Here is an 18,274-nt window from a genome sequence, read left to right as displayed (position 1 = left end):
CAGGTCGTGGTAGTTTTGCGTCCGTGAACCAGATCGTACATTTTCGAGGTATTGCCGATGACCCAGCCCGACTCCACTTCCTCCGCCTGCGCGACGCCCGATTCCCAGGTCGGCGACAATCCGCTCGGCATCGCGGGGCTGGAGTTCGTCGAGTTTTCCAGTCCCGATCCCGAGGGGCTCGCCGCGCTGTTCGCCCGCCTGGGGTTCGTGCCCGTGGCTCGGCACGTCAGCAAGGCGGTGACGCTCTTCCGCCAGGGCAGCATGAATTTCCTCCTGAACGCGGAGCCGGATTCTTTTGCGTCGCGCTTCGCCGAGTCGTACGGCGTCGGCATCGCCGCGATCGGCATTCGCGTGCTCGATGCGCAGATCGCCCACGAGCGCGCGCTCGAATACGGCGCGTGGGATTTCGAGGGCGAGAAGATCGGTCCGAACGAGCTCGCGATTCCGGCCATTCAGGGCATCGGCGACTCGCATATTTATTTCGTCGATCACTGGCCGGGCAAGAACAGCGGGGAGGCGTCGATCTATGACATCGACTTTCGCCCGATTCCGGGGGCGAGCGCGGACCTGACGGGCACGGGTCTGCTCGAAGTCGATCACTTCACGCAGACGGTCGGCGCCGGCCGCATCCAGGAATGGCTCGACTTCTACCGCGAAGTGCTGCACTTCTCCGAGATCCATCAGGTGCACCCGGACTGGCACGTCTCGCAGGATTCCGCCGTCACGCTGTCGCCGTGCGGCTCGATCCGCATTCCGGTGTACGAGGAAGGCACCTATCGCACGGACCTCATGCAGCAGTACCTGCCCGATCACGAAGGCGAGGGCGTGCAGCATATCGCGGTCGCGTCGGCGGATATCTTCGCTTCCGTCGATGCGCTGATAGCGCGGGGCGTGCGCTTCCTGCAGCCGCCGCCGCGCTACTACGACGAGATCGACGAGCGGCTTCCCGGCCACGGGCTCGACATCGACCGCCTGCGCTCACGCGGCATTCTCGTCGACGGCGAGATCCTCCCCGACGGCACGCCGCAGCTTTTCCTGCAGACTTTCGTCGAGCGCAAGCCCGGCGACATGTTTTTCGAGATCGTCGAGCGGCGCGGGCATCACGGCTTCGGTGAAGGCAATCTGGGCGCGATCGCGAAGGCGCGGGGATAGGCAGGCAAGCCCGCGCCTTTGCGACCGAAGCTCATTGCACGACGACCGTCCCCGTCATGTGCGGATGCAGCGAGCAGAAGTACTTGTACGTGCCCGGCTTGTCGAACACGTGCGAGAAGCTGTCGCCGTTGTCGAGCGGGTCGGACTTGAAGGTCTTGCCCTCGTCGGTGACGGTGTGCAGCATGTCGTCGTGATTCACCCACGTCACCTTCGTTCCGGCCGGCACGGTGATCGTCGGCTTGCTGAACGCGAAGTTGTCGATGGAGATGCTCGGCGCGGCCGCCGCGGCGACCTGTTGCGCGGGTTCCTGCGCGCAGGCGGTCGGAATCGCGCCGATCACGCCCTTCACGACGAGCGCGAGCGCGGCCTTGCGCAGGAACTTGCCGGCGAGCGGGCGGAGATTGGCGGGCGAGATCATGCTCGAGGCAGCGCTCGCGAGGGTGGCGGCGCTCATGATTGCGCCGCGGCGAGCGCCGTGTCCGTGACCGCCAGTTGCCCGCGTCCCGCGATGTGCCTGACTTCGCGCAGGCCGAGCATCGTGCGCAACTGCTCCGAGGGGACCTTCATCGGTCCGGGGCCGGCTGCCGCGCCCGGCGCGGGCTGCGGGAAGGCGGTGGACATTGCCGAATAGAAACGCATCTCTCCCTCCACTTTTTGCGCCACCTGATGGACGTGGCCGTTCAATACCGTCACCGAGCCGAAGCGCTTCAGCAGCGCGAGCGCCTGCGCGCTGTCGTCGGTGCCCCAGCCCCACTGCGGATAGAGCGCCCACAGCGGGATGTGCGCGAACACGACGATCGGCGTGCTGCTCGATTTGCCCTGCAGGTCGGCCTTGAGCCACGCGAGCTGCGCATCGCCGAGAAAGCCGAGGCCGCCGCCCTTCAGGTCGATCACGTTGGTCAGGCCGATGAAATGCACGCCCCCCTGGTCGAAGCTGTACCAGTGACGATTGCTGCCCTTGCCGTATTGCCCGGAAAAACGCTCGAAGAACGGATTGCCGTCCTCGACGAGCACGTCGTGCTCGCCCGGCACGTAATGCACGTCCATGCCTGCGCGGCCGATGATCTGCGTCGCCGTATCGAATTCGGCGGGTTTCGAGAGATGCGTGATGTCGCCGGTGTGGATCATGAAGGCGGGGCGCCCGCCCATCGCGCTCACGCGGCCGACGGCTTCTTCTAGCGTGCTCGCCGGTTCGGTGTTCGGGTCCTTGTTGAAGCCGATATGGCTGTCGCTGATCTGCACGAAACTGAACGAGCTCGTCTTCTCGGCGGCTTCGGCGGACGAGATCAGGCGCGACGCGGGCACGCCGCCGCTCACGGTCCAGATCACGCCGGCGCCGGCCCAGGCCATGCAGGAGAGTGCGGTGCGGCGGCGCTTGCCGTGGTCGTCGAGTTCGTCGCGTTCCTGCGCGGGCGGCAGGGCGGTCAAGTCGGGTTTCATGGCGGTTCCTTTTGAGTTGTGGCCGCGGATCTTGTCGTTCGAATCGGCGAACATGGGGCAAACTCGCACGCGCATGGCGGCTCGATACATGTGCGCGAGGCCGGCGACTTCCGCTCGATGAGCAGGTTCGCTGCGGCATCTGTCCATCGAACCGGCGAAAGCGGCGCGATATTCCCGCTATATTTTTTTTAAGGCGGCGGTATAAACGGGAATAAAGCGGATGGGTAGGGAGTAAGGGAGGGTGAGGGCGCGAGAAAGCGATATTGCCGCAGCCCGGACTGAAGTTTCCCGAACGTGGCTGGCGAAAGGAGACCCGCGCGATGTGGCGAGGCAGGTCGAGACAGGACGAGTCCGGGCGTGGCGAGCGCGCGGACGCACAGGCGGCCCACGCGCGCTTCGAGGCGACCGTGATGCCGCATCTGGACGCCGCGTACAACCTCGCACGCTGGCTGTCCGGCAATGCGAACGACGCCGACGACGTCGTTCAGGAAGCATATCTGCGCGCATTCCGTTTTTTTGGCGGATTCGAGGGCGGCGAGGCGGGGAACGCGCGGGCGTGGCTGCTCGCGATCGTGCGCAACACGTGGTTTACGGAGTGGCGGCGGCGCGTGCAACTGGCGGACGCGACGCCCTACGACGAGGAGCTGGGCGGCGACGAAGCGCTGCCGGGCTGGTCGGAGGAAGGCGCGGCCGACCCGGAGACGCTCGCCGTGCGCCGCGACGAGATTCATCTGGTGCACCGCGCGCTGGAGGCGCTGCCGATTGCCTTCCGCGAGGTGCTGGTGTTACGTGAGTTGGAAGACATGAGCTACAAGGAAGTTGCGTCCGTGACCGGCGTGCCGATCGGCACGGTGATGTCGCGGCTCGCGCGCGGCCGCAAGATGCTGGCGGGGGCGGTGCGCGCGGCCCAGGGCGGGCAGGACCGGCCGAGCGTGCGGCTCGTGCGCCGTGCCGGACCGGGTCATTCAGAGGAGTCGGGAAATGGAAAATAACGATACCGCCTCGCTCGACACGAGGCTCGCCGATGGTTCGCTCTATCAGCGCGCACCCGTGCACCTGCGGGCGCAGGTGCTGGCCCGCGTGCGGGCGGCGGCCGAAGAAGAAGCGCGCGAGCGCGCGCCGGCGCGCCGCGCGAGGCGCGGCTGGAGCAATCCGTTCGCGGCGCCCTGGCCGTTCTTCGGCGGCGCGTTCGCGGGCGCGACGCTGTCCGCGCTCGTGCTCGGCACGATGCTGTGGTTCCAGGCGGTGCCGCTCGTGTCGAACGTTCCGGCCGGCTCGCCGATTGCGCAGGAGATCGTGTCGAGCCACGTAAGGGCGCTGATGTCGGACCGTCCGATCGACGTGCTCTCGAGCGACAAGCATACGGTCAAGCCGTGGTTCAACGGCCGCATCGACTACGCGCCGCCGGTGATCGATCCGGCGGGACCGGGTTTCGCGCTCGTCGGCGGGCGGCTGGATTACATCGATCATCGGCCGGTGGCGGTCGTGGTCTACCGCTACCTCAAGCATCCGATCGACGTGTACGTGTTTCCCGAACGCAAGGGCGAGGTGAAGAGCGAGGCGAACGACAAGGCGTTCTCGCCGGTCGTCACGCAATCCGACGACGGCTATGCGCTCGCGCGCTGGAACCACGACGGCATGACATTCTGGGCCGTCACCGATGCATCGGGCGCGGTGCTGCGTCAGTTCGCGCAAGCCATCGAAACCGGCGCGCCGCGCTAAAGGGTGCATCCCGCAAACGCTTTCATCGTTAAAGAATCGTGAAGGGTGCGCAAGGTTGCGCGCGGTGATCCTCAGGGATGCCGCGCGCTTTTTTTGCGTTCGACTGTACGTGTATTCCCGCTGTCGTGCGGCGGCTGAAGAAACGCTTTGGGATGCTGTCGAATCCGTCCGTGCGATTCCATGTTTTCGCGTTTATTCCATGCCTTGCACGCTTACGGTGCGTCAGGTGTGTGCTAACGCTCGTGCTCTTCGGGTATGTCCGAATATGGTCATATCCTTACATTTTTCTAAACTCGGTCACCGCCTATGTAATCGATAACGCACACTGCGCTTAAAAGCATTGCTCAAGGCGCCAAGCGGGACCGGGCGTGGGCGCTGACGTTTTGGCGAGCGGACCTTCACATAACGATTCAAGCGACGGAGACACACATGGGTATGCAGATGAAGCTCATCGCGAGCGCGCTCGCGTTCGGCGTTTTTTCGTTGGCCCACGCGGCTGACCCGATCAAGATCGGCGTCGATGGCCCGTTCACGGGCGGTTCGTCTTCCATGGGTGTCAGCATGCGTGATGGCGTGCGCCTTGCCACTGCCGAGATCAACAAGTCGGGCGGCGTGCTGGGGCGCCAGATCGTGCTGGTCGAACGCGATGACGAGGCCAAGAACGAGCGCGGCGTGCAGATTGCGCAGGAGCTCATCAACAAGGAGAAGGTTGTCGCGGTGGTCGGCTACATCAACACGGGTGTGGCGCTCGCGTCGCAGCGCTTCTTCCAGGAAGCGAAGATTCCGGTGTTCAACAACGTCGCGACCGGCACGGTGGTGACGAAGCAATTCGACGATCAGCCTGACAACTATGTGTTCCGCAACGCGGCTGCCGACCGCATTCAGGCGCCGATGATCGTCGAGGAAGCGGTGACGAAGCGGGGCTTCAAGAAGGTTGCGATTCTCGCCGATTCGACCAACTACGGCCAGCTTGGCCGCGAGGATCTGGAGAAGGCGCTTGCTGCGAAGGGTGTGAAGCCAGTTGCCGTCGAGAAATTCAACATCAAGGACGTCGACATGACGGCCCAGTTGCTGAAGGCGAAGGAAGCGGGCGCCGAAGCGGTTTTGACCTATGGCATTGGACCTGAGCTTGCGCAGATTGCCAACGGCATGGCGAAGCTCGGCTGGAAGGTGCCGTTGATTGGGAGCTGGACGCTTTCGATGGCGAATTACATCGACAACGCGGGCGCGAACGGCGAGGGTGCGCGCATGCCGCAGACCTTCATCCAGGAAGCGAACACGCCGAAGCGCAAGGCCTTCATCGAAGCGTACGTGAAGGAATTCAAACCGAAGAACGACCGCATCGATTCGCCGGTGTCGGCGGCGCAGGGTTATGACTCGGTTTATCTGCTGGCGGCGGCGATCAAGCAGGCCGGCACGACGGATGGTCCGAAGGTCAAGGAAGCGCTGGAGAACCTGAACACGAAGGTGGAAGGCGTGGTGATGGTCTACGACAGGCCTTTCACGAAGGTCGATCACGAAGCGATCAGCCCGAACGTGCCGGTGATTGGCGAGGTGAAGAGCGGGAAGGTTGTTTATGCGTATGACGCCGACAGGAAAGGCGGGGGGACGCTGCGGGTGAAGCAGACGACTACGGCTTCTAATTGAGGGTGATTGGGTTTGCTTGCTTGCGCTTTCGCGGAACCTGCGTTCTTAGTGGTCTATTAGCGTTGCCCCTGTGCGGGGCGGCAGTCACTTTCTTTGCTGCTGCAAAGAAAGTAACCAAAGAAAGCAGCTTTGGGCCCGGAGTGCTGGAGGCAGACTCGTCGTCATCGTTCGGAGTGGCCCAGCCCCTAAGTGTCGCCCTCAAACGACTAACGGGGCTTGGCTCGCGCACGGTCTGACGAGCTAGTCCATTTAGGGTGCTGGTTCAGCACCTGACAGTTCCGGCACAGCGCTACGCGCTGCCGCAGGGTATGCGAGGGAAACCGTCGTTAGGCAGAAGCGGAGAGATGGAAGCGTTAGTAGAGAAGCGCGCGCGTACCCGCTTTCCCCTGCGGCCGCGAAGCGGGCCGGCGCTCTTGGGTGCTGAACCAGTCTGTCATGTAGTGCGAGGTGGCAGACCGTGCGCGAGCCACGGCGCCTCAGTCCTTTGAGGGCGACACTTAGGGGCTGGGCCACGCCGAACCATGATGACGAGTCTGCCTGGGCCCAAAGCTGCTTTCTTTGGTTACTTTCTTTGCAGCAGCAAAGAAAGTGACTGCCGCCCCGCACAGGGGCAACGCTAATAGACCGCCAAGAAATCAGGATTCCACGAAAAGCACAGGCATACCAAACAACCCCACCCAGCCGCAAAAAAGAGACCCAAAAAAAACCCTTAAAAAAACCAAACGCCCGACGATGATCCTCCTCCAACTCATCTACAGCGGCATCGCACTCGGCATGATCTACGCCGTGATCGCGTTCGGCTATCAACTCACATTCGCAACATCGGGCACGCTGAACTTCGGTCAGGGCGATGCACTGATGCTCGGCGCGCTCGTCGGCTTGACGCTCGTATCGGCCGGCGTGAACTACTGGCTGATGATTCCGCTCGTATGTCTCTTCGGGCTCGCGCAGGGCTCGTTCGTCGAGCGCATCGGCGTGCGACCCGCGATCAAGATCAAGTCCGAATTCGGCTGGATCATGTCGACGATCGCGCTCGGCATCATCTTCAAGAACGTCGCCGAGAACGTTTGGGGCCGCGACGATCTGCGCTTTCCCTCGCCACTGCCCGAAGCGCCGCTCAAGGTGTTCGGCGCGAATGTCCTGCCGATGGAACTGCTCGTCGTCGGCGGCGCGCTCGTCATGATGCTCGCGGTCGAGTTCTTCAACCGCAAGACGATCTTCGGCAAGGCAGTGGTCGCCACCGCCAACGATCGCGATGCCGCCGCACTCATGGGCATCAACACGGGCCTCGTCATCACGTTCTCGTATGCGCTCTCGTCGCTGACGGCCGCGTTCGGGGGCGTGCTGATCGCGCCGCTCACGCTCACCGGTGCGACGATGGGCGCAGTGCTCGGCCTCAAGGCGTTTGCGGTGGCCATCATCGGCGGCCTGTCGAGCGGCATGGGCATCATCGTCGGCGGGATGATCCTCGGCATCGCCGAGACGACGACCGGCTTCTACATTTCCACCGGATACAAGGACGTGCCGGGGCTCGTGCTGCTCTTGATCGTGCTCGCGGTCAAGCCCGCAGGTCTGTTCGGCAAGACGGCGATCAAGAAAGTCTGAGGCGGCGACGATGAAAGCAAAGAACTGGATTGCGGCGCTCGTCGGACTCGCCGCACTCGCGATTTTTCCGGTGGTGTCGGGCAATCCGTACTACATCCACCTCGTCGAGACCATCATGATCTACGCGATCCTGCTGTTCGGGCTCGATATCGTGGTGGGCTACACGGGCCAGGTATCGCTCGGTCACGCAGGCCTGTTCGGCGTGGGCGCATACACGGCGGGCGTGCTCTTCGTGAAGCTCGGCATGCCGTTCTACGTGACCGCGCCGCTTGCCATTCTGGTGACGGCCGGCTTCGGCGCGATCCTTGCGCTGCCCGCGCTGCGCGTGTCGGGTCCGTATCTCGCGATGGTGACGCTCGCGTTCGGCACGATCATCCAGATTCTCATCAACGAGATGGACTTCCTGACGAACGGCCCGATGGGCCTCAAGGTCCCCAAGCCGATGTTCGCCGGTCACAGGCTCGATGAAGTGCAGTACTACTGGCTCGTCGCGGCATTGCTCGTCGTCTCGCTGATCGTCGTGCATCGCGTGCTGAAGTCGCACCTCGGGCGGGCGTTCGAGGCGCTGCGCGACAGCCCGATCGCATCGGACTGCATGGGCGTGTCGGTGTATCGCTACAAGGTGTATGCGTTCGTCATCAGCGCGGGCTTCGCTGGACTCGCGGGCTGTCTGTATTCGTATTCGGAGCAGTACATCTCGCCGAACACGTACAACTTCGAGTTGACCATTCTGTTCCTGCTCGCGATCATCATGGGCGGGCGCAAGACGCGCACGGGCGCGATCATCGGCTCGACGGTCATCGTGCTGTTGCCGAAGCTGCTCGACGACATCTCGAACTTTCGCGTGGTCGCGACTGCGCTCGCGGTGATCGTCGTCGCGGGTGCGGGGCTCGCGCTTGCACGCAAGACCACGACGCCGCAACGCGTCGCGGTGCCGATCATCGGCACGGCGGGTCTCGCCGCGTTCTCATTCTGGATCGAGGCGCTTACCGACTGGCGCCTGACCATCTTCGGTCTGATGATTCTGCTCGTGGTGTATTACCTGCAGGACGGCATCGTCGGGTTCGTGCGCAAGACGCTCAACCTCGGCCGCGTGCGCGTGACGAAGGTCGATACCGAGGAGCTCGCGAGCCACACGCGCCAGGACGATGCCGTTGCGGCGGTCGCGACCGAAGGCGCGGACACGATCCTTGACGTGCGCGGCGTGCTGATGCAGTTCAGCGGGCTGAAGGCGTTGAACGACGTGAACCTGACGGTCAGGCGCGGCACGATCCATGGTTTGATCGGCCCGAACGGATCGGGCAAGAGCACGATGATGAACGTGCTGACGGGCATTTACGTGCCGACGGCGGGCGCGATCGAATACGAGGGGCAATCGCTTGCGGGACGCACGTCGTCGAAGATTGCGCTTTCGGGCATTGCGCGGACGTTCCAGAATGTGCAGCTCTTCGGCGAGATGACGGCGCTGGAGAATGTGCTCGTCGGGTTGCATCACACGTTCAGGTCGAATTTCGCGGATGTGGGCGCGATGAGCGCGCGCTACCGGCGTGAGGAGCGCGCGGCGCGCGAGCGTGCTTTCAACATGCTGCGCTTCGTCGGACTGGAGCATGTCGCGGGCGAGGAGGCGCGCAATCTGCCTTACGGTAAGCAACGTCTGCTGGAAATCGCGCGAGCGCTCGCACTCGATCCGCAACTGCTTTTGCTCGACGAACCTGCGGCGGGGTTGACGGCGCCGGATATTCGCGAGCTGGTGGCGATCATTCGCAAGGTGCGCAATCACGGCATCACGGTGGTGCTGATCGAGCACCACATGGATGTGGTGATGAGTGTGTGTGACACCGTTTCGGTGCTGGATTTCGGGCAGAAAATCGCGGAGGGGAGGCCTTCCGAGATTCAGGCCAATGAGAAAGTCATCGAGGCTTATTTGGGGGGGCAGGCTGCTCAGGTTGCTTGATTTTTTTATGGTTGGAGGTTTCTCGCTGGATCCCGTATTCGCGGTGGTCTATTAGCACAGGGGCAACGCTAATAGACCAGTAAGAATTCAGGATTTCACAAAAGCCCAAGCAGAAGACAAAAACCCGCCGAAACGAACCCAAAGAAATGCTGACGATCAAAAACCTCCACGCCGGCTACGGCAAAGTCAAAGTCCTCCACGGCATCTCACTGAACGTGCCGAAGGCAAAAGTAGTGACATTGATCGGCTCGAACGGCGCAGGCAAGACCACAACCATGCGCGCGATCTCCGGCATGATCAAGCCGACCGAAGGCGAAATCACAATGGGCGTAGGCAGCAACGCAAAGCGCATCGACTCACTGGATTCACACAAGATCGCGCGCCTGGGCCTCGCCCATTCCCCGGAAGGACGCCGCGTGTTCGCGACCATGTCCGTCACCGACAACCTGCTGCTCGGAGCCTTCCCGCGCCTCACTTGGTCGCGGCCCAAAGGCGACGTCAACGCCGATCTCGAACGCGCGATCGAACTCTTTCCGCGCCTGAAAGAGCGCCGCAATCAACTCGCGGGCACGCTCTCCGGCGGCGAACAGCAAATGCTCGCGATGGCCCGCGCCATCATGCTCAATCCGGACCTCGTGTTGCTCGACGAGCCGTCGATGGGCCTCGCGCCCATTCTTGTCGACGAAGTCTTCCGCATCATCGAGCGCCTGAAGGCCGACGGCGTGACGATGCTGCTCGTCGAGCAGTTCGCGGCGGCCGCGCTCAATGTCGCGGATTACGGCTACGTGCTGGAGAACGGCCGCGTCGCGACGCACGGCCCGGCGGAGCAGTTGCGCAACGATCCTTCCGTGAAAGCGGCGTATCTGGGCGCGAGCCACTGAAGCATGCCGCACTGCGCAAAACGAACGAAACACGCCTAAGCCCGGCAAGCCGCACTATCATGGTTACGGCGCGCGCGAACTCGCGCGCCCCCGACATCCACAAGGAGCAGCCATGATCAGCGGCAAGACCACGCTCATCGCCCATCTCGGCTACCCGACCGAGGCGTTCAAGGCGCCGATGATCTACAACCCCTGGTTCGACAAGCAGGGCATCGATGCGGTCGTCGTGCCGATGGGCGTCAAGCCCGAGGATTACGTCGCCTTCCTGCCCCACCTGTTCAAGCTCACGAACATCCGCGGCGCGCTCGTCACGATGCCGCACAAGATCACGACAGTCGGCCTGATGGACGAAGTGACCCCGACCGCACGCATCGCCGGGGCCTGCAACGCAATCCTGAAGCGCCCGGACGGCACGCTCGTCGGCGACCAGTTCGACGGCGCGGGCTTCGTGCGCGGCGTCGAGCGCAAGGGCCGCAAGCTCGCGGGCGCGCGCGTGCTGGTGCTCGGCAGCGGCGGCGTCGGCTCGCCGATCGCGGCATCGCTCGCGGCGGCGGGCGTCGCCGAACTCGCGATCTTCGACACCAATACGGCATCCGTCGAGGGCCTCGCGTCGCGCCTGCGCGAGCACTATCCGCAGCTCGTCGTCAGAACCGATACGAAAGACCCCGCCGGCTTCGACGTGATCGTGAACGCGACACCGCTCGGCATGAAGGACAGCGATCCGCTGCCGTTCGATATCGATCGCATCGCGCCCTCCACCTTCGTCGGCGAAGTGGTGATGAAGTCGGAGTACACGCCGCTTCTGCGCGCGGCGAAGGACAAGGGCTGCGCGGTGCAGGTCGGTACCGACATGCTTTTCGAAATGATCCCGGCGTATCTGGAGTTTTTCGGCTACGGCACCGCCACCGCCGACGAATTGCGCGCGGTCGCGCAGATCAAATACGCCTGACGACGCTTACACGCACATAACGGCGATCGGTTCCTATACTTCTATCGACACAGCAAGGCAGACGCTCATCCTCTGACAAATGGGCCGCCCCCCGAAGGAGCGGACCGGACAAGGGCAGGGAGGACTCATGGGATCGACTGCACCCGGAATTCCGGCCGACGACCACCACACGCCGGAGCCGCACGGCCATCCGGCATTGTTGTCTCTGTCGCTCGCGGCGCTCGGCGTCGTCTACGGCGATATCGGCACGAGCCCGCTGTATACCCTCAAAACGGTGTTCGATCCCGCGGGCGGCCTGCCTTTGCAGCCCGCGAACGTGATCGGCATCGTGTCGCTGATCTTCTGGTCGCTCACGGTGATCGTCTCGCTCAAGTACGTGACGCTGATCCTGCGCGCGAACAATCATGGCGAAGGCGGCATCATGGCGCTGCTCGCGCTCGCGGCATCATCGGTCGAATCGAAGAAGCGGCTCAAGCACGTGCTGTTGCTCGTTGGCGTGATGGGCGCCGCGCTCTTCTACGGCGATGGCATCATCACGCCGGCCATTTCCGTGCTGAGCGCGGTCGAAGGGCTCGAAGTGGCCGCGCCGATGTTGCAGCCCTATGTCGTGCCGGTGACGCTCGTCGCGCTGATCGCGCTGTTTCTGATGCAGAAGTACGGCACATCCGGAATCGGCGCGGTGTTCGGTCCGGTGATGGTCCTGTGGTTCGTCGTGCTCGCCGTGTCCGGCGTCATGAACATCAAGGATGCGCCGCATATTCTCGCGGCGCTCAATCCGCTGCAGGGGCTTGCATTCTGCCTGCATCATCGCTGGCTCGCGTTCGTCGCGCTCGGTGCGGTCGTGCTCTCGCTGACGGGCGCGGAAGCGCTCTATGCCGACATGGGCCATTTCGGCTCGCGGCCGATTCGCCTCACGTGGTTCGCGATCGTCTTTCCCGCGCTCGCGCTCAACTATCTCGGGCAGGGCGCGCTCCTGATCGCCGATCCGGGTGCGCTGCAGAACCCGTTCTACCGGCTCTTTCCGTCCTGGATGCTTTACCCGATGGTCGTGCTCTCGACCATCGCCACGGTCATCGCCTCGCAGGCGGTGATCTCCGGCACATACTCGATGACCAAGCAGGCGATGCAGCTCAGCTTCCTGCCGCGGATGAGCGTGGTCTATACCTCGGAGAAGGAGATCGGGCAGATCTATGTGCCGGGCATCAACTGGACGCTGCTGCTCGCGGTCGTCGCCGCCGTGCTCGGCTTCGGCTCGTCGACGGCGCTCGGCTCCGCCTACGGCATCGCCGTGACCGGCACGATGCTCATCACGACGGTGCTGACCTTCTTCGTGATCCGCTACGCGTGGCATTACAACTGGGCGCTGTGCCTCTTCGCGACGGCGTTCTTCTTCGTGATCGACGCGATGTTCTTCTCCGCGAACCTGCTGAAGATCGCGGAAGGCGGCTGGTTCCCGGTCGCGATCGGCCTTGTGATGTTCACCATCATGGCGACGTGGGGTCGCGGCGCGCAGATGATGATCCAGGAAGCGCGCGTGCGCGCCGGCACGACGCCGCTCAGGCCGTTTCTCGCGACCCTGCTCGCGCGTTCGCCCGCGCGCGTGGACGGCACGGCGATCTTCATGTCGAACGATCCCGACGGCGTGCCGCATTCGCTCCTCAACAACCTCATGCACAACCGCGTGCTGCACGAACATACGGTGTTTCTGACGGTTGCGACGGAGCCCGTGCCGTGGGTGGAGGAAGCGCGTCGCGTGTCGTTGGAGACGCTCGGCGACGGCTGTTTTCAGGTGACGGTGAAATACGGCTTCAAGGATGAAGTCGACCTGCCCGCCGCGCTGGAGAAATGCCGCTCATCGGGGCTCAAGTTCGATCGTGCGACGATTTCGTATTTCCTCTCGCGGGCGACCGTCGTGCCCACGCCAGGCACGGGCATGGCGCTGTGGCGCGAACGACTCTTCGCGGTCATGCTTCACAATGTGGGGAACGTCGCGGCCTATTTGCGCCTGCCTGCCGATCGCGTCATCGAACTGGGAGCGCGCGTCGAAATATGAATGCGGGCCTTTGAAAAGGCGCAAATCGGCAGAAGTGCGTGCAATTGGCGCAGGCTTGCGGCGCAAAACAGAGCGAGACTCACGACAAGACAACGCAGCGCGAAGGAGACGCCATGACCGCCAGCAGCACGCCGACCCGCCACCCGTTTCCTTCCACCGCGCGCCTCGTCGAGCGCGGCAAGATCGTGTCCGCGCCTGAGGCCGTGCGTCTCATTCGTTCGGGCGATACCGTCGCGACGAGCGGTTTCGTCGGCATCGGCTTCGCGGAGGAAGTGGCGATCGCGCTCGAGGAGCGCTTTCTCGAAGGCAAGTCGGACGGCAGCGGTGACGGACAGGAGCCGATCGCCGATCTGACGCTCGTCTACGCGGCGGGCCAAGGCGACGGCCGCGCCAAGGGCCTCAACCACCTCGCGCACGAAGGCTTGATCAAGCGCGTGATCGGCGGCCACTGGGGTCTCGTGCCGGGTCTGCAGAAGATGGCGATCGGGAATCTCATCGAAGCGTACAACCTGCCGCAAGGCGTGATCTCACAGCTCTTTCGCGACATCGCCGCGCATCGGCCCGGGCAGCTCTCGACCGTCGGTCTCGGCACCTTCGTCGATCCGCGCAACGGCGGCGGCAGGCTCAACGCGCGCACGACCGAGGACCTCGTGCGGCTCATGCACATCGACGGCGCGGAGTATCTCTACTACAAGACCTTCCCGATCGATGTCGCGATCGTGCGCGGCACCACGGCCGATCTGAACGGCAACGTGACGATGGAAAAGGAAGCGCTGACGCTCGAGGCGCTTTCCATCGCAATGGCCGCGCGCAATTCCGGCGGCATCGTGATCGCGCAGGTCGAGCGGCTGGCGGAATCGAACACGCTCAACTCGCGTCAGGTGAAGATTCCGGGCGTGATGGTCGATTGCGTCGTGCTCGCGCAGCCCGACAACCATTGGCAGACCTTCGGCGAGCAATACAGCGCGGCGTTTTCCAGCGAACTGCGCGTGGCGGCGAGCTCCGTGCCGCCGATGCCGCTCACCGAGCGCAAGATCATCGCGCGGCGCGCCGCGTTCGAGCTGATGGCCAATAGCGTCGTGAATCTCGGCATCGGCATGCCGGAAGGCATCGCGAGCGTCGCGAACGAAGAACAGGTGATCGATCTCTTCACGATGACGACCGAGCCCGGCGTGATCGGCGGCATTCCGGCGGGCGGGCTCAATTTCGGCGCGGCGACGAACACGCAGGCGATCATCGATCAGCCGTATCAGTTCGATTTCTACGATGGCGGCGGCCTCGACATCGCGTTCCTCGGACTCGCGCAGGCCGACCGTGAAGGCAATCTCAACGTGAGCAAGTTCGGTCCTAAGCTCGCGGGCGCGGGCGGCTTCATCAACATCAGCCAGGCGGCGAAGAAGGTCGTGTTCGTCGGCACGTTCAACGCGGGCAAGCTGGATCTGGCGATCGAGGACGGCAAGCTGAAAATCCGCCGCGAAGGCGATTGCCGCAAGTTCGTCGATGCGGTCGAGCATCGCACGTTCAGCGGACGCTATGCAGCCGAGCGCGGCCAGACGGTGCTCTACATCACCGAACGCTGCGTGTTCGAGCTCACGGAAAATGGCCTCGTGCTGACGGAAGTGGCGCCGGGCATCGATATCGAGCGGGACATCGTCGCGCAGATGGGTTTCGCGCCCATCATGGACACGCCGCCGCGCCTGATGGACGAACGCATTTTCCGCGATCCTCCCATGGGCTTGCGCGCCATCCTGTTGAGGCTCGACTTGTCGGAGCGCTTCAGCTACGACCCGGAGAAGAATCTCTTCTTCATCAACTTCGAAGGACACGAGGTGACGAGCCTGAGCGATGTCGAAGCGATCCGCCGCGAAGTGGAAAAGCAACTCGCGAATGCGAAGACGCGCCCGCACGCGATCGTGAACTACGACAATTTCTCGATTCGCCCCGAAATGCTCGACGCTTATTCGGAAATGGTCACGAAGCTCGTAAGCGGACATTACGACCGCGTGACACGTTATACGACCAGCAGCTTCTTACGCCTCAAACTGGGCGATGCGCTCAAGCGTCGCGGCGTCGCGCCGTATATCTACGAAAGTCCGGAAGAAGCGCGCGAGCATGAATCGAAGCGCGCGGCGGAGTGAGCATGCTGCATCCGCACATGACCGCGCATGCCGCGTCCTGTCTCTGACGGCCCGGAATTCCCCCCAAAACCGATCTGCCGGGCACCTTACGCGGCGGCCATTGCCTAGCGCCTATCGGCCACGCGCAAGTGGCGCGATGCACAAAAATGGCCCGTCAAAAGCACGCTGAATGAGCGCCGAAGCCCCACGAACAGGCGCTCTGCTCGATCATTGCGCAACGCACTCACGGCGTTGCGGCAAATATTCCCACTTTCAGTTCTGTGGCTTTCCGCACATCGGTAGTTCGAGGCGCTGAAGAAAATGTTTTCACGCCGGAAAGCCGCTCGGTGCGCAAACGAAAAAATGCCGATGCGCGGGCCGCTTGATCGACGACGATCGCGTTCGCCGCTCCATGCCGTTCGAGTGGCGCACCGGTCGGGACTTTCTTTCTGGACTAAAGCAATCGCGCCTTGGCGCAGCGCTTGGATGCATGCTGCGCGTCGCGCGAGAACAGTCGTCGTGCGTGCCGATTCACGCCTTCGAAATCGACTTAAAGGCGCGGCATGACGCACACGGGGGCCGAGATGAATGCGCTGGATCAGCTTGCGTGCGGTTCGAATCAGTGGGTGATGGCCAATGCTCTTTATTTCGATTCGCTGACCCATCGTTTCGTGCGCGGCGATCTGGAAATAGAAGGCGAGCGCATCGAACGCATTCTTGCGCCGCATGCATCCGTTCTCGACGACCGTCTCGATGCCGGCGAACTCGTTTGCGTGCCCGGTCTCATCGACGCGGACGCGTCGATCGCACAGGGCGAATGGCATGCGCGCTCGGACGATCTCGTCAAACATGGCATCACGACTGCGGGCTCGTTCCAGCGCGGCTTGTCCGAAGCCGACGCGCTCGACGAATGCAGCAGCGTGCGCCGACTGATCTACGTCGAACTGGACGAGACGACCGAGGCGGGCATCGACGCGCATCCGTTCGAATCGTTCCATACGCCGAACCCGCGCTGCGTGCTGCTGCCGGCAGTAGTGCCCGCGCATATCTGGTCGGCTTCGTCGCTGCTTGCCATCGCGTCCGAGGCGGAACGAATGCGCAGGCGCCTGTGCGTGAGGCTCTGCGCGACGCATGACGACGAGCGTGAATACCTGCAAACCCGCTTCTTCACCGAAATCGGCCTGCTGTCCTATCTGTCGATCCTGGGCGGCGAGGCGACGCTCTTCGGCCCCGCCGACGTGTCGCGCCAGGACGCAGCGTTCATCGCGGAAACGGACGTGAATCTCGTGTGCGGGCATTCGCTCATGCACGCGTCGCTCGTCGAGCATCGTCAGTGGGCGCACTGGCTCAACGGCCGGGCGCTCGCCTATTCGTTCGATGCGAGCGCGTGCCACGCGCTCGCGCAAGCCGCAGCCGAAGTCGGGGCTTGCACGTCCGACGCATGCGATGCGTGGATCGATTCGCTCACCCACGGCGCGGCCCGCGCGCTCGGCTTGCGTGATCTGGGCTCGATCGCATCGGGCATGCGCGCGGATCTGTGCCTGTACGACAAGCCTGCCTCATGGAGCGGCGGCGAAGGCAGCGCCGCATTCGCCGACCTGCTCGCGATGGCGAAGCCCCGTCACGTGTACGTCGACGGCGTCGCGGAAGTCATGAACGGCATGGTGGCGGGAGAGCTTGCTGTAGCCGGATAGTTGCATCGCCAATCAAAAAACGGATAACGCCCGCAGGGCGGACTGGAGAGATCGATGAATGCACGCGCAGAAGCGCCGCCGCCGCTGCACCGGCAACTCATGCAATACGACGAGTTGCTGGGCTACCGGTTCGTGCCGGGGCTGAAGGTGCGGATCCCGCACGAGGGCGGCGGTTATCTCGTCAAGACGAATGGCGCCGGCTTCCGCTGCAATCACGAAGCGACGCCGCAGAAGAACCGCGCGCGCCGCGTGCTGGTGTTCGGCGATTCGTACACGGCCGGCGACGGCGTGAGCAACGGCAAGCGCTATTCCGACGTGCTCGAGGAAAACCTGTCCGATACCGAGGTGCTCAACTTCGGCCTGTCCGGTAGCGGCACGGATCAGCAATACCTCATCTATCGCGAGTTCGCGCAGAAGATCGACTTCGATGCGGTCGTCATCAGCGTGCTCGTCGAGAACATCCAGCGCAACGTGGTGAAGCATCGGGAATGGGCGGATCGCGAAGGCGCGGCGCTCCATGTTCCGAAGCCCTGGTTCGAGTTGTCGGACAGCGGCGCGATCGCGCTGCAGGGCGTGCCCGTTCCGCAGCCGTTCCATCGCGACGCGGATGAGCCCGCGCCCGAAGCGGGCGGCCTGCTCTCCAAGGCGCGCAAGATGGTCAACGGCATGGGGCCGGAGTTCAAGGACAAGGTGCAGAAGCTCACGCGCTTTCAGCCCTTGCCCGAATACGACTCGGCCGACAGCCGCGCATGGCAGCTCCTGCGCGCGATCCTGCTGCACTGGACAGCGGAGGTGAAGGTGCCCGTGATGATCGCCGTGCTGCCCGTGTATCAGTACGTCGAAAAGACCGCGAGCTATGCGAACGTGCGCAAGCGTTTCGACGAGCTCGCGGCGGAATGCGGCGCGCCAGTGCATCACATCGTGGACGATCTCTGGAAGTTCGGCGACGAGGAACGCCGCGGCTTCCGTTTCCGCAGCGACGTGCACATGACGCCACCCGCGCATCGGGCCGTCGGCGACGCAATGGCTCACTATCTTCGACCTCTCATTGGATAACGAT

14 protein-coding genes are annotated in these 18,274 nt (G+C 63.5%); 12 read left to right on the top strand and 2 right to left on the bottom strand.

The features are described from left to right. Positions 1–57 precede the first annotated feature (57 nt). Positions 58–1,152, top strand: a complete 1,095-nt coding sequence (locus AWB83_RS03655) for a 4-hydroxyphenylpyruvate dioxygenase family protein (RefSeq protein ID WP_087042904.1) — start codon at positions 58–60, stop codon at positions 1,150–1,152. 31 nt (positions 1,153–1,183) lie between these two features. On the opposite strand, the gene AWB83_RS03650 is transcribed toward AWB83_RS03655, so the two are convergent. Then, positions 1,184–1,606: a cupredoxin domain-containing protein gene (locus AWB83_RS03650; protein ID WP_087042903.1), complete on the bottom strand. Its 423-nt coding sequence runs from the start codon at positions 1,604–1,606 to the stop codon at positions 1,184–1,186. Next, complete coding sequence (locus AWB83_RS03645) at positions 1,603–2,592, bottom strand: metallophosphoesterase family protein (protein WP_087043122.1); 990 nt, start codon at positions 2,590–2,592, stop codon at positions 1,603–1,605. The genes AWB83_RS03650 and AWB83_RS03645 overlap by 4 nt, the downstream gene beginning before the upstream one ends. A gap of 320 nt (positions 2,593–2,912) precedes the next feature. On the opposite strand from AWB83_RS03645, the gene AWB83_RS03640 reads away from it, so the two are divergent. The 11 genes from AWB83_RS03640 (at position 2,913) to AWB83_RS03585 (ending at position 18,270) form a co-directional block, all read left to right on the top strand. Beyond that, complete coding sequence (locus AWB83_RS03640) at positions 2,913–3,584, top strand: RNA polymerase sigma factor (RefSeq protein WP_087042902.1); 672 nt, start codon at positions 2,913–2,915, stop codon at positions 3,582–3,584. Further along, positions 3,574–4,314, top strand: coding sequence for an anti-sigma factor family protein (locus tag AWB83_RS03635; protein ID WP_087042901.1), 741 nt, complete (start codon positions 3,574–3,576; stop codon positions 4,312–4,314). The genes AWB83_RS03640 and AWB83_RS03635 overlap by 11 nt, the downstream gene beginning before the upstream one ends. A gap of 435 nt (positions 4,315–4,749) precedes the next feature. Continuing rightward, positions 4,750–5,961 carry an ABC transporter substrate-binding protein gene (locus AWB83_RS03630; protein WP_374729084.1) on the top strand — a complete coding sequence of 404 codons (1,212 nt, stop codon included), beginning with the start codon at positions 4,750–4,752 and terminating at the stop codon, positions 5,959–5,961. Positions 5,962–6,693: 732 nt separating this feature from the next. After that, positions 6,694–7,566, top strand: coding sequence for a branched-chain amino acid ABC transporter permease (locus AWB83_RS03620; RefSeq protein ID WP_087042898.1), 873 nt, complete (start codon positions 6,694–6,696; stop codon positions 7,564–7,566). A 10-nt stretch (positions 7,567–7,576) separates the two neighbouring features. Continuing rightward, a complete protein-coding gene (locus AWB83_RS03615; protein WP_087042897.1) occupies positions 7,577–9,520 on the top strand; it encodes a branched-chain amino acid ABC transporter ATP-binding protein/permease in 1,944 nt (647 codons plus the stop codon). A 146-nt stretch (positions 9,521–9,666) separates the two neighbouring features. Beyond that, entirely contained in the window at positions 9,667–10,401 is a 735-nt protein-coding gene (locus AWB83_RS03610) for an ABC transporter ATP-binding protein (RefSeq protein ID WP_087042896.1), read from the top strand. A 112-nt stretch (positions 10,402–10,513) separates the two neighbouring features. Next, a complete protein-coding gene (locus AWB83_RS03605; RefSeq protein ID WP_087042895.1) occupies positions 10,514–11,350 on the top strand; it encodes a shikimate dehydrogenase family protein in 837 nt (278 codons plus the stop codon). Between the two features lie 127 nt (positions 11,351–11,477). Beyond that, positions 11,478–13,403 carry a potassium transporter Kup gene (locus tag AWB83_RS03600; protein ID WP_208636694.1) on the top strand — a complete coding sequence of 642 codons (1,926 nt, stop codon included), beginning with the start codon at positions 11,478–11,480 and terminating at the stop codon, positions 13,401–13,403. A gap of 113 nt (positions 13,404–13,516) precedes the next feature. Continuing rightward, on the top strand, positions 13,517–15,541 hold the full coding sequence (locus AWB83_RS03595; RefSeq protein WP_087043120.1) for an acyl CoA:acetate/3-ketoacid CoA transferase: 2,025 nt from the start codon (positions 13,517–13,519) through the stop codon (positions 15,539–15,541). A 542-nt stretch (positions 15,542–16,083) separates the two neighbouring features. Next, on the top strand, positions 16,084–17,214 hold the full coding sequence (locus AWB83_RS03590; RefSeq protein WP_087042894.1) for an amidohydrolase family protein: 1,131 nt from the start codon (positions 16,084–16,086) through the stop codon (positions 17,212–17,214). Between the two features lie 54 nt (positions 17,215–17,268). Beyond that, the gene (locus AWB83_RS03585; protein ID WP_087042893.1) at positions 17,269–18,270 is read left to right on the top strand and encodes an SGNH/GDSL hydrolase family protein; all 1,002 of its coding nucleotides are present in this window, start codon (positions 17,269–17,271) and stop codon (positions 18,268–18,270) included. Positions 18,271–18,274: the final 4 nt, after the last annotated feature.

Source organism: Caballeronia ptereochthonis, assembly GCF_001545075.1.
Taxonomy (GTDB): Bacteria; Pseudomonadota; Gammaproteobacteria; order Burkholderiales; family Burkholderiaceae; genus Caballeronia; species Caballeronia ptereochthonis.
Note: the sequence above shows the minus strand (reverse complement) of the source record. Positions and strands in the feature narration are given on the sequence as shown.

What these genes read in the sequence shown, in the direction of transcription:
- AWB83_RS03655 (WP_087042904.1), top strand. Translation starts at nt 58, where the DNA reads ATGACCCAGCCCGACTCCACTTCCTCCGCCTGCGCGACGCCCGATTCC.
- AWB83_RS03650 (WP_087042903.1), bottom strand. Translation starts at nt 1,606, where the DNA reads ATGAGCGCCGCCACCCTCGCGAGCGCTGCCTCGAGCATGATCTCGCCC.
- AWB83_RS03645 (WP_087043122.1), bottom strand. Translation starts at nt 2,592, where the DNA reads ATGAAACCCGACTTGACCGCCCTGCCGCCCGCGCAGGAACGCGACGAA.
- AWB83_RS03640 (WP_087042902.1), top strand. Translation starts at nt 2,913, where the DNA reads ATGTGGCGAGGCAGGTCGAGACAGGACGAGTCCGGGCGTGGCGAGCGC.
- AWB83_RS03635 (WP_087042901.1), top strand. Translation starts at nt 3,574, where the DNA reads ATGGAAAATAACGATACCGCCTCGCTCGACACGAGGCTCGCCGATGGT.
- AWB83_RS03630 (WP_374729084.1), top strand. Translation starts at nt 4,750, where the DNA reads ATGCAGATGAAGCTCATCGCGAGCGCGCTCGCGTTCGGCGTTTTTTCG.
- AWB83_RS03620 (WP_087042898.1), top strand. Translation starts at nt 6,694, where the DNA reads ATGATCCTCCTCCAACTCATCTACAGCGGCATCGCACTCGGCATGATC.
- AWB83_RS03615 (WP_087042897.1), top strand. Translation starts at nt 7,577, where the DNA reads ATGAAAGCAAAGAACTGGATTGCGGCGCTCGTCGGACTCGCCGCACTC.
- AWB83_RS03610 (WP_087042896.1), top strand. Translation starts at nt 9,667, where the DNA reads ATGCTGACGATCAAAAACCTCCACGCCGGCTACGGCAAAGTCAAAGTC.
- AWB83_RS03605 (WP_087042895.1), top strand. Translation starts at nt 10,514, where the DNA reads ATGATCAGCGGCAAGACCACGCTCATCGCCCATCTCGGCTACCCGACC.
- AWB83_RS03600 (WP_208636694.1), top strand. Translation starts at nt 11,478, where the DNA reads ATGGGATCGACTGCACCCGGAATTCCGGCCGACGACCACCACACGCCG.
- AWB83_RS03595 (WP_087043120.1), top strand. Translation starts at nt 13,517, where the DNA reads ATGACCGCCAGCAGCACGCCGACCCGCCACCCGTTTCCTTCCACCGCG.
- AWB83_RS03590 (WP_087042894.1), top strand. Translation starts at nt 16,084, where the DNA reads ATGACGCACACGGGGGCCGAGATGAATGCGCTGGATCAGCTTGCGTGC.
- AWB83_RS03585 (WP_087042893.1), top strand. Translation starts at nt 17,269, where the DNA reads ATGAATGCACGCGCAGAAGCGCCGCCGCCGCTGCACCGGCAACTCATG.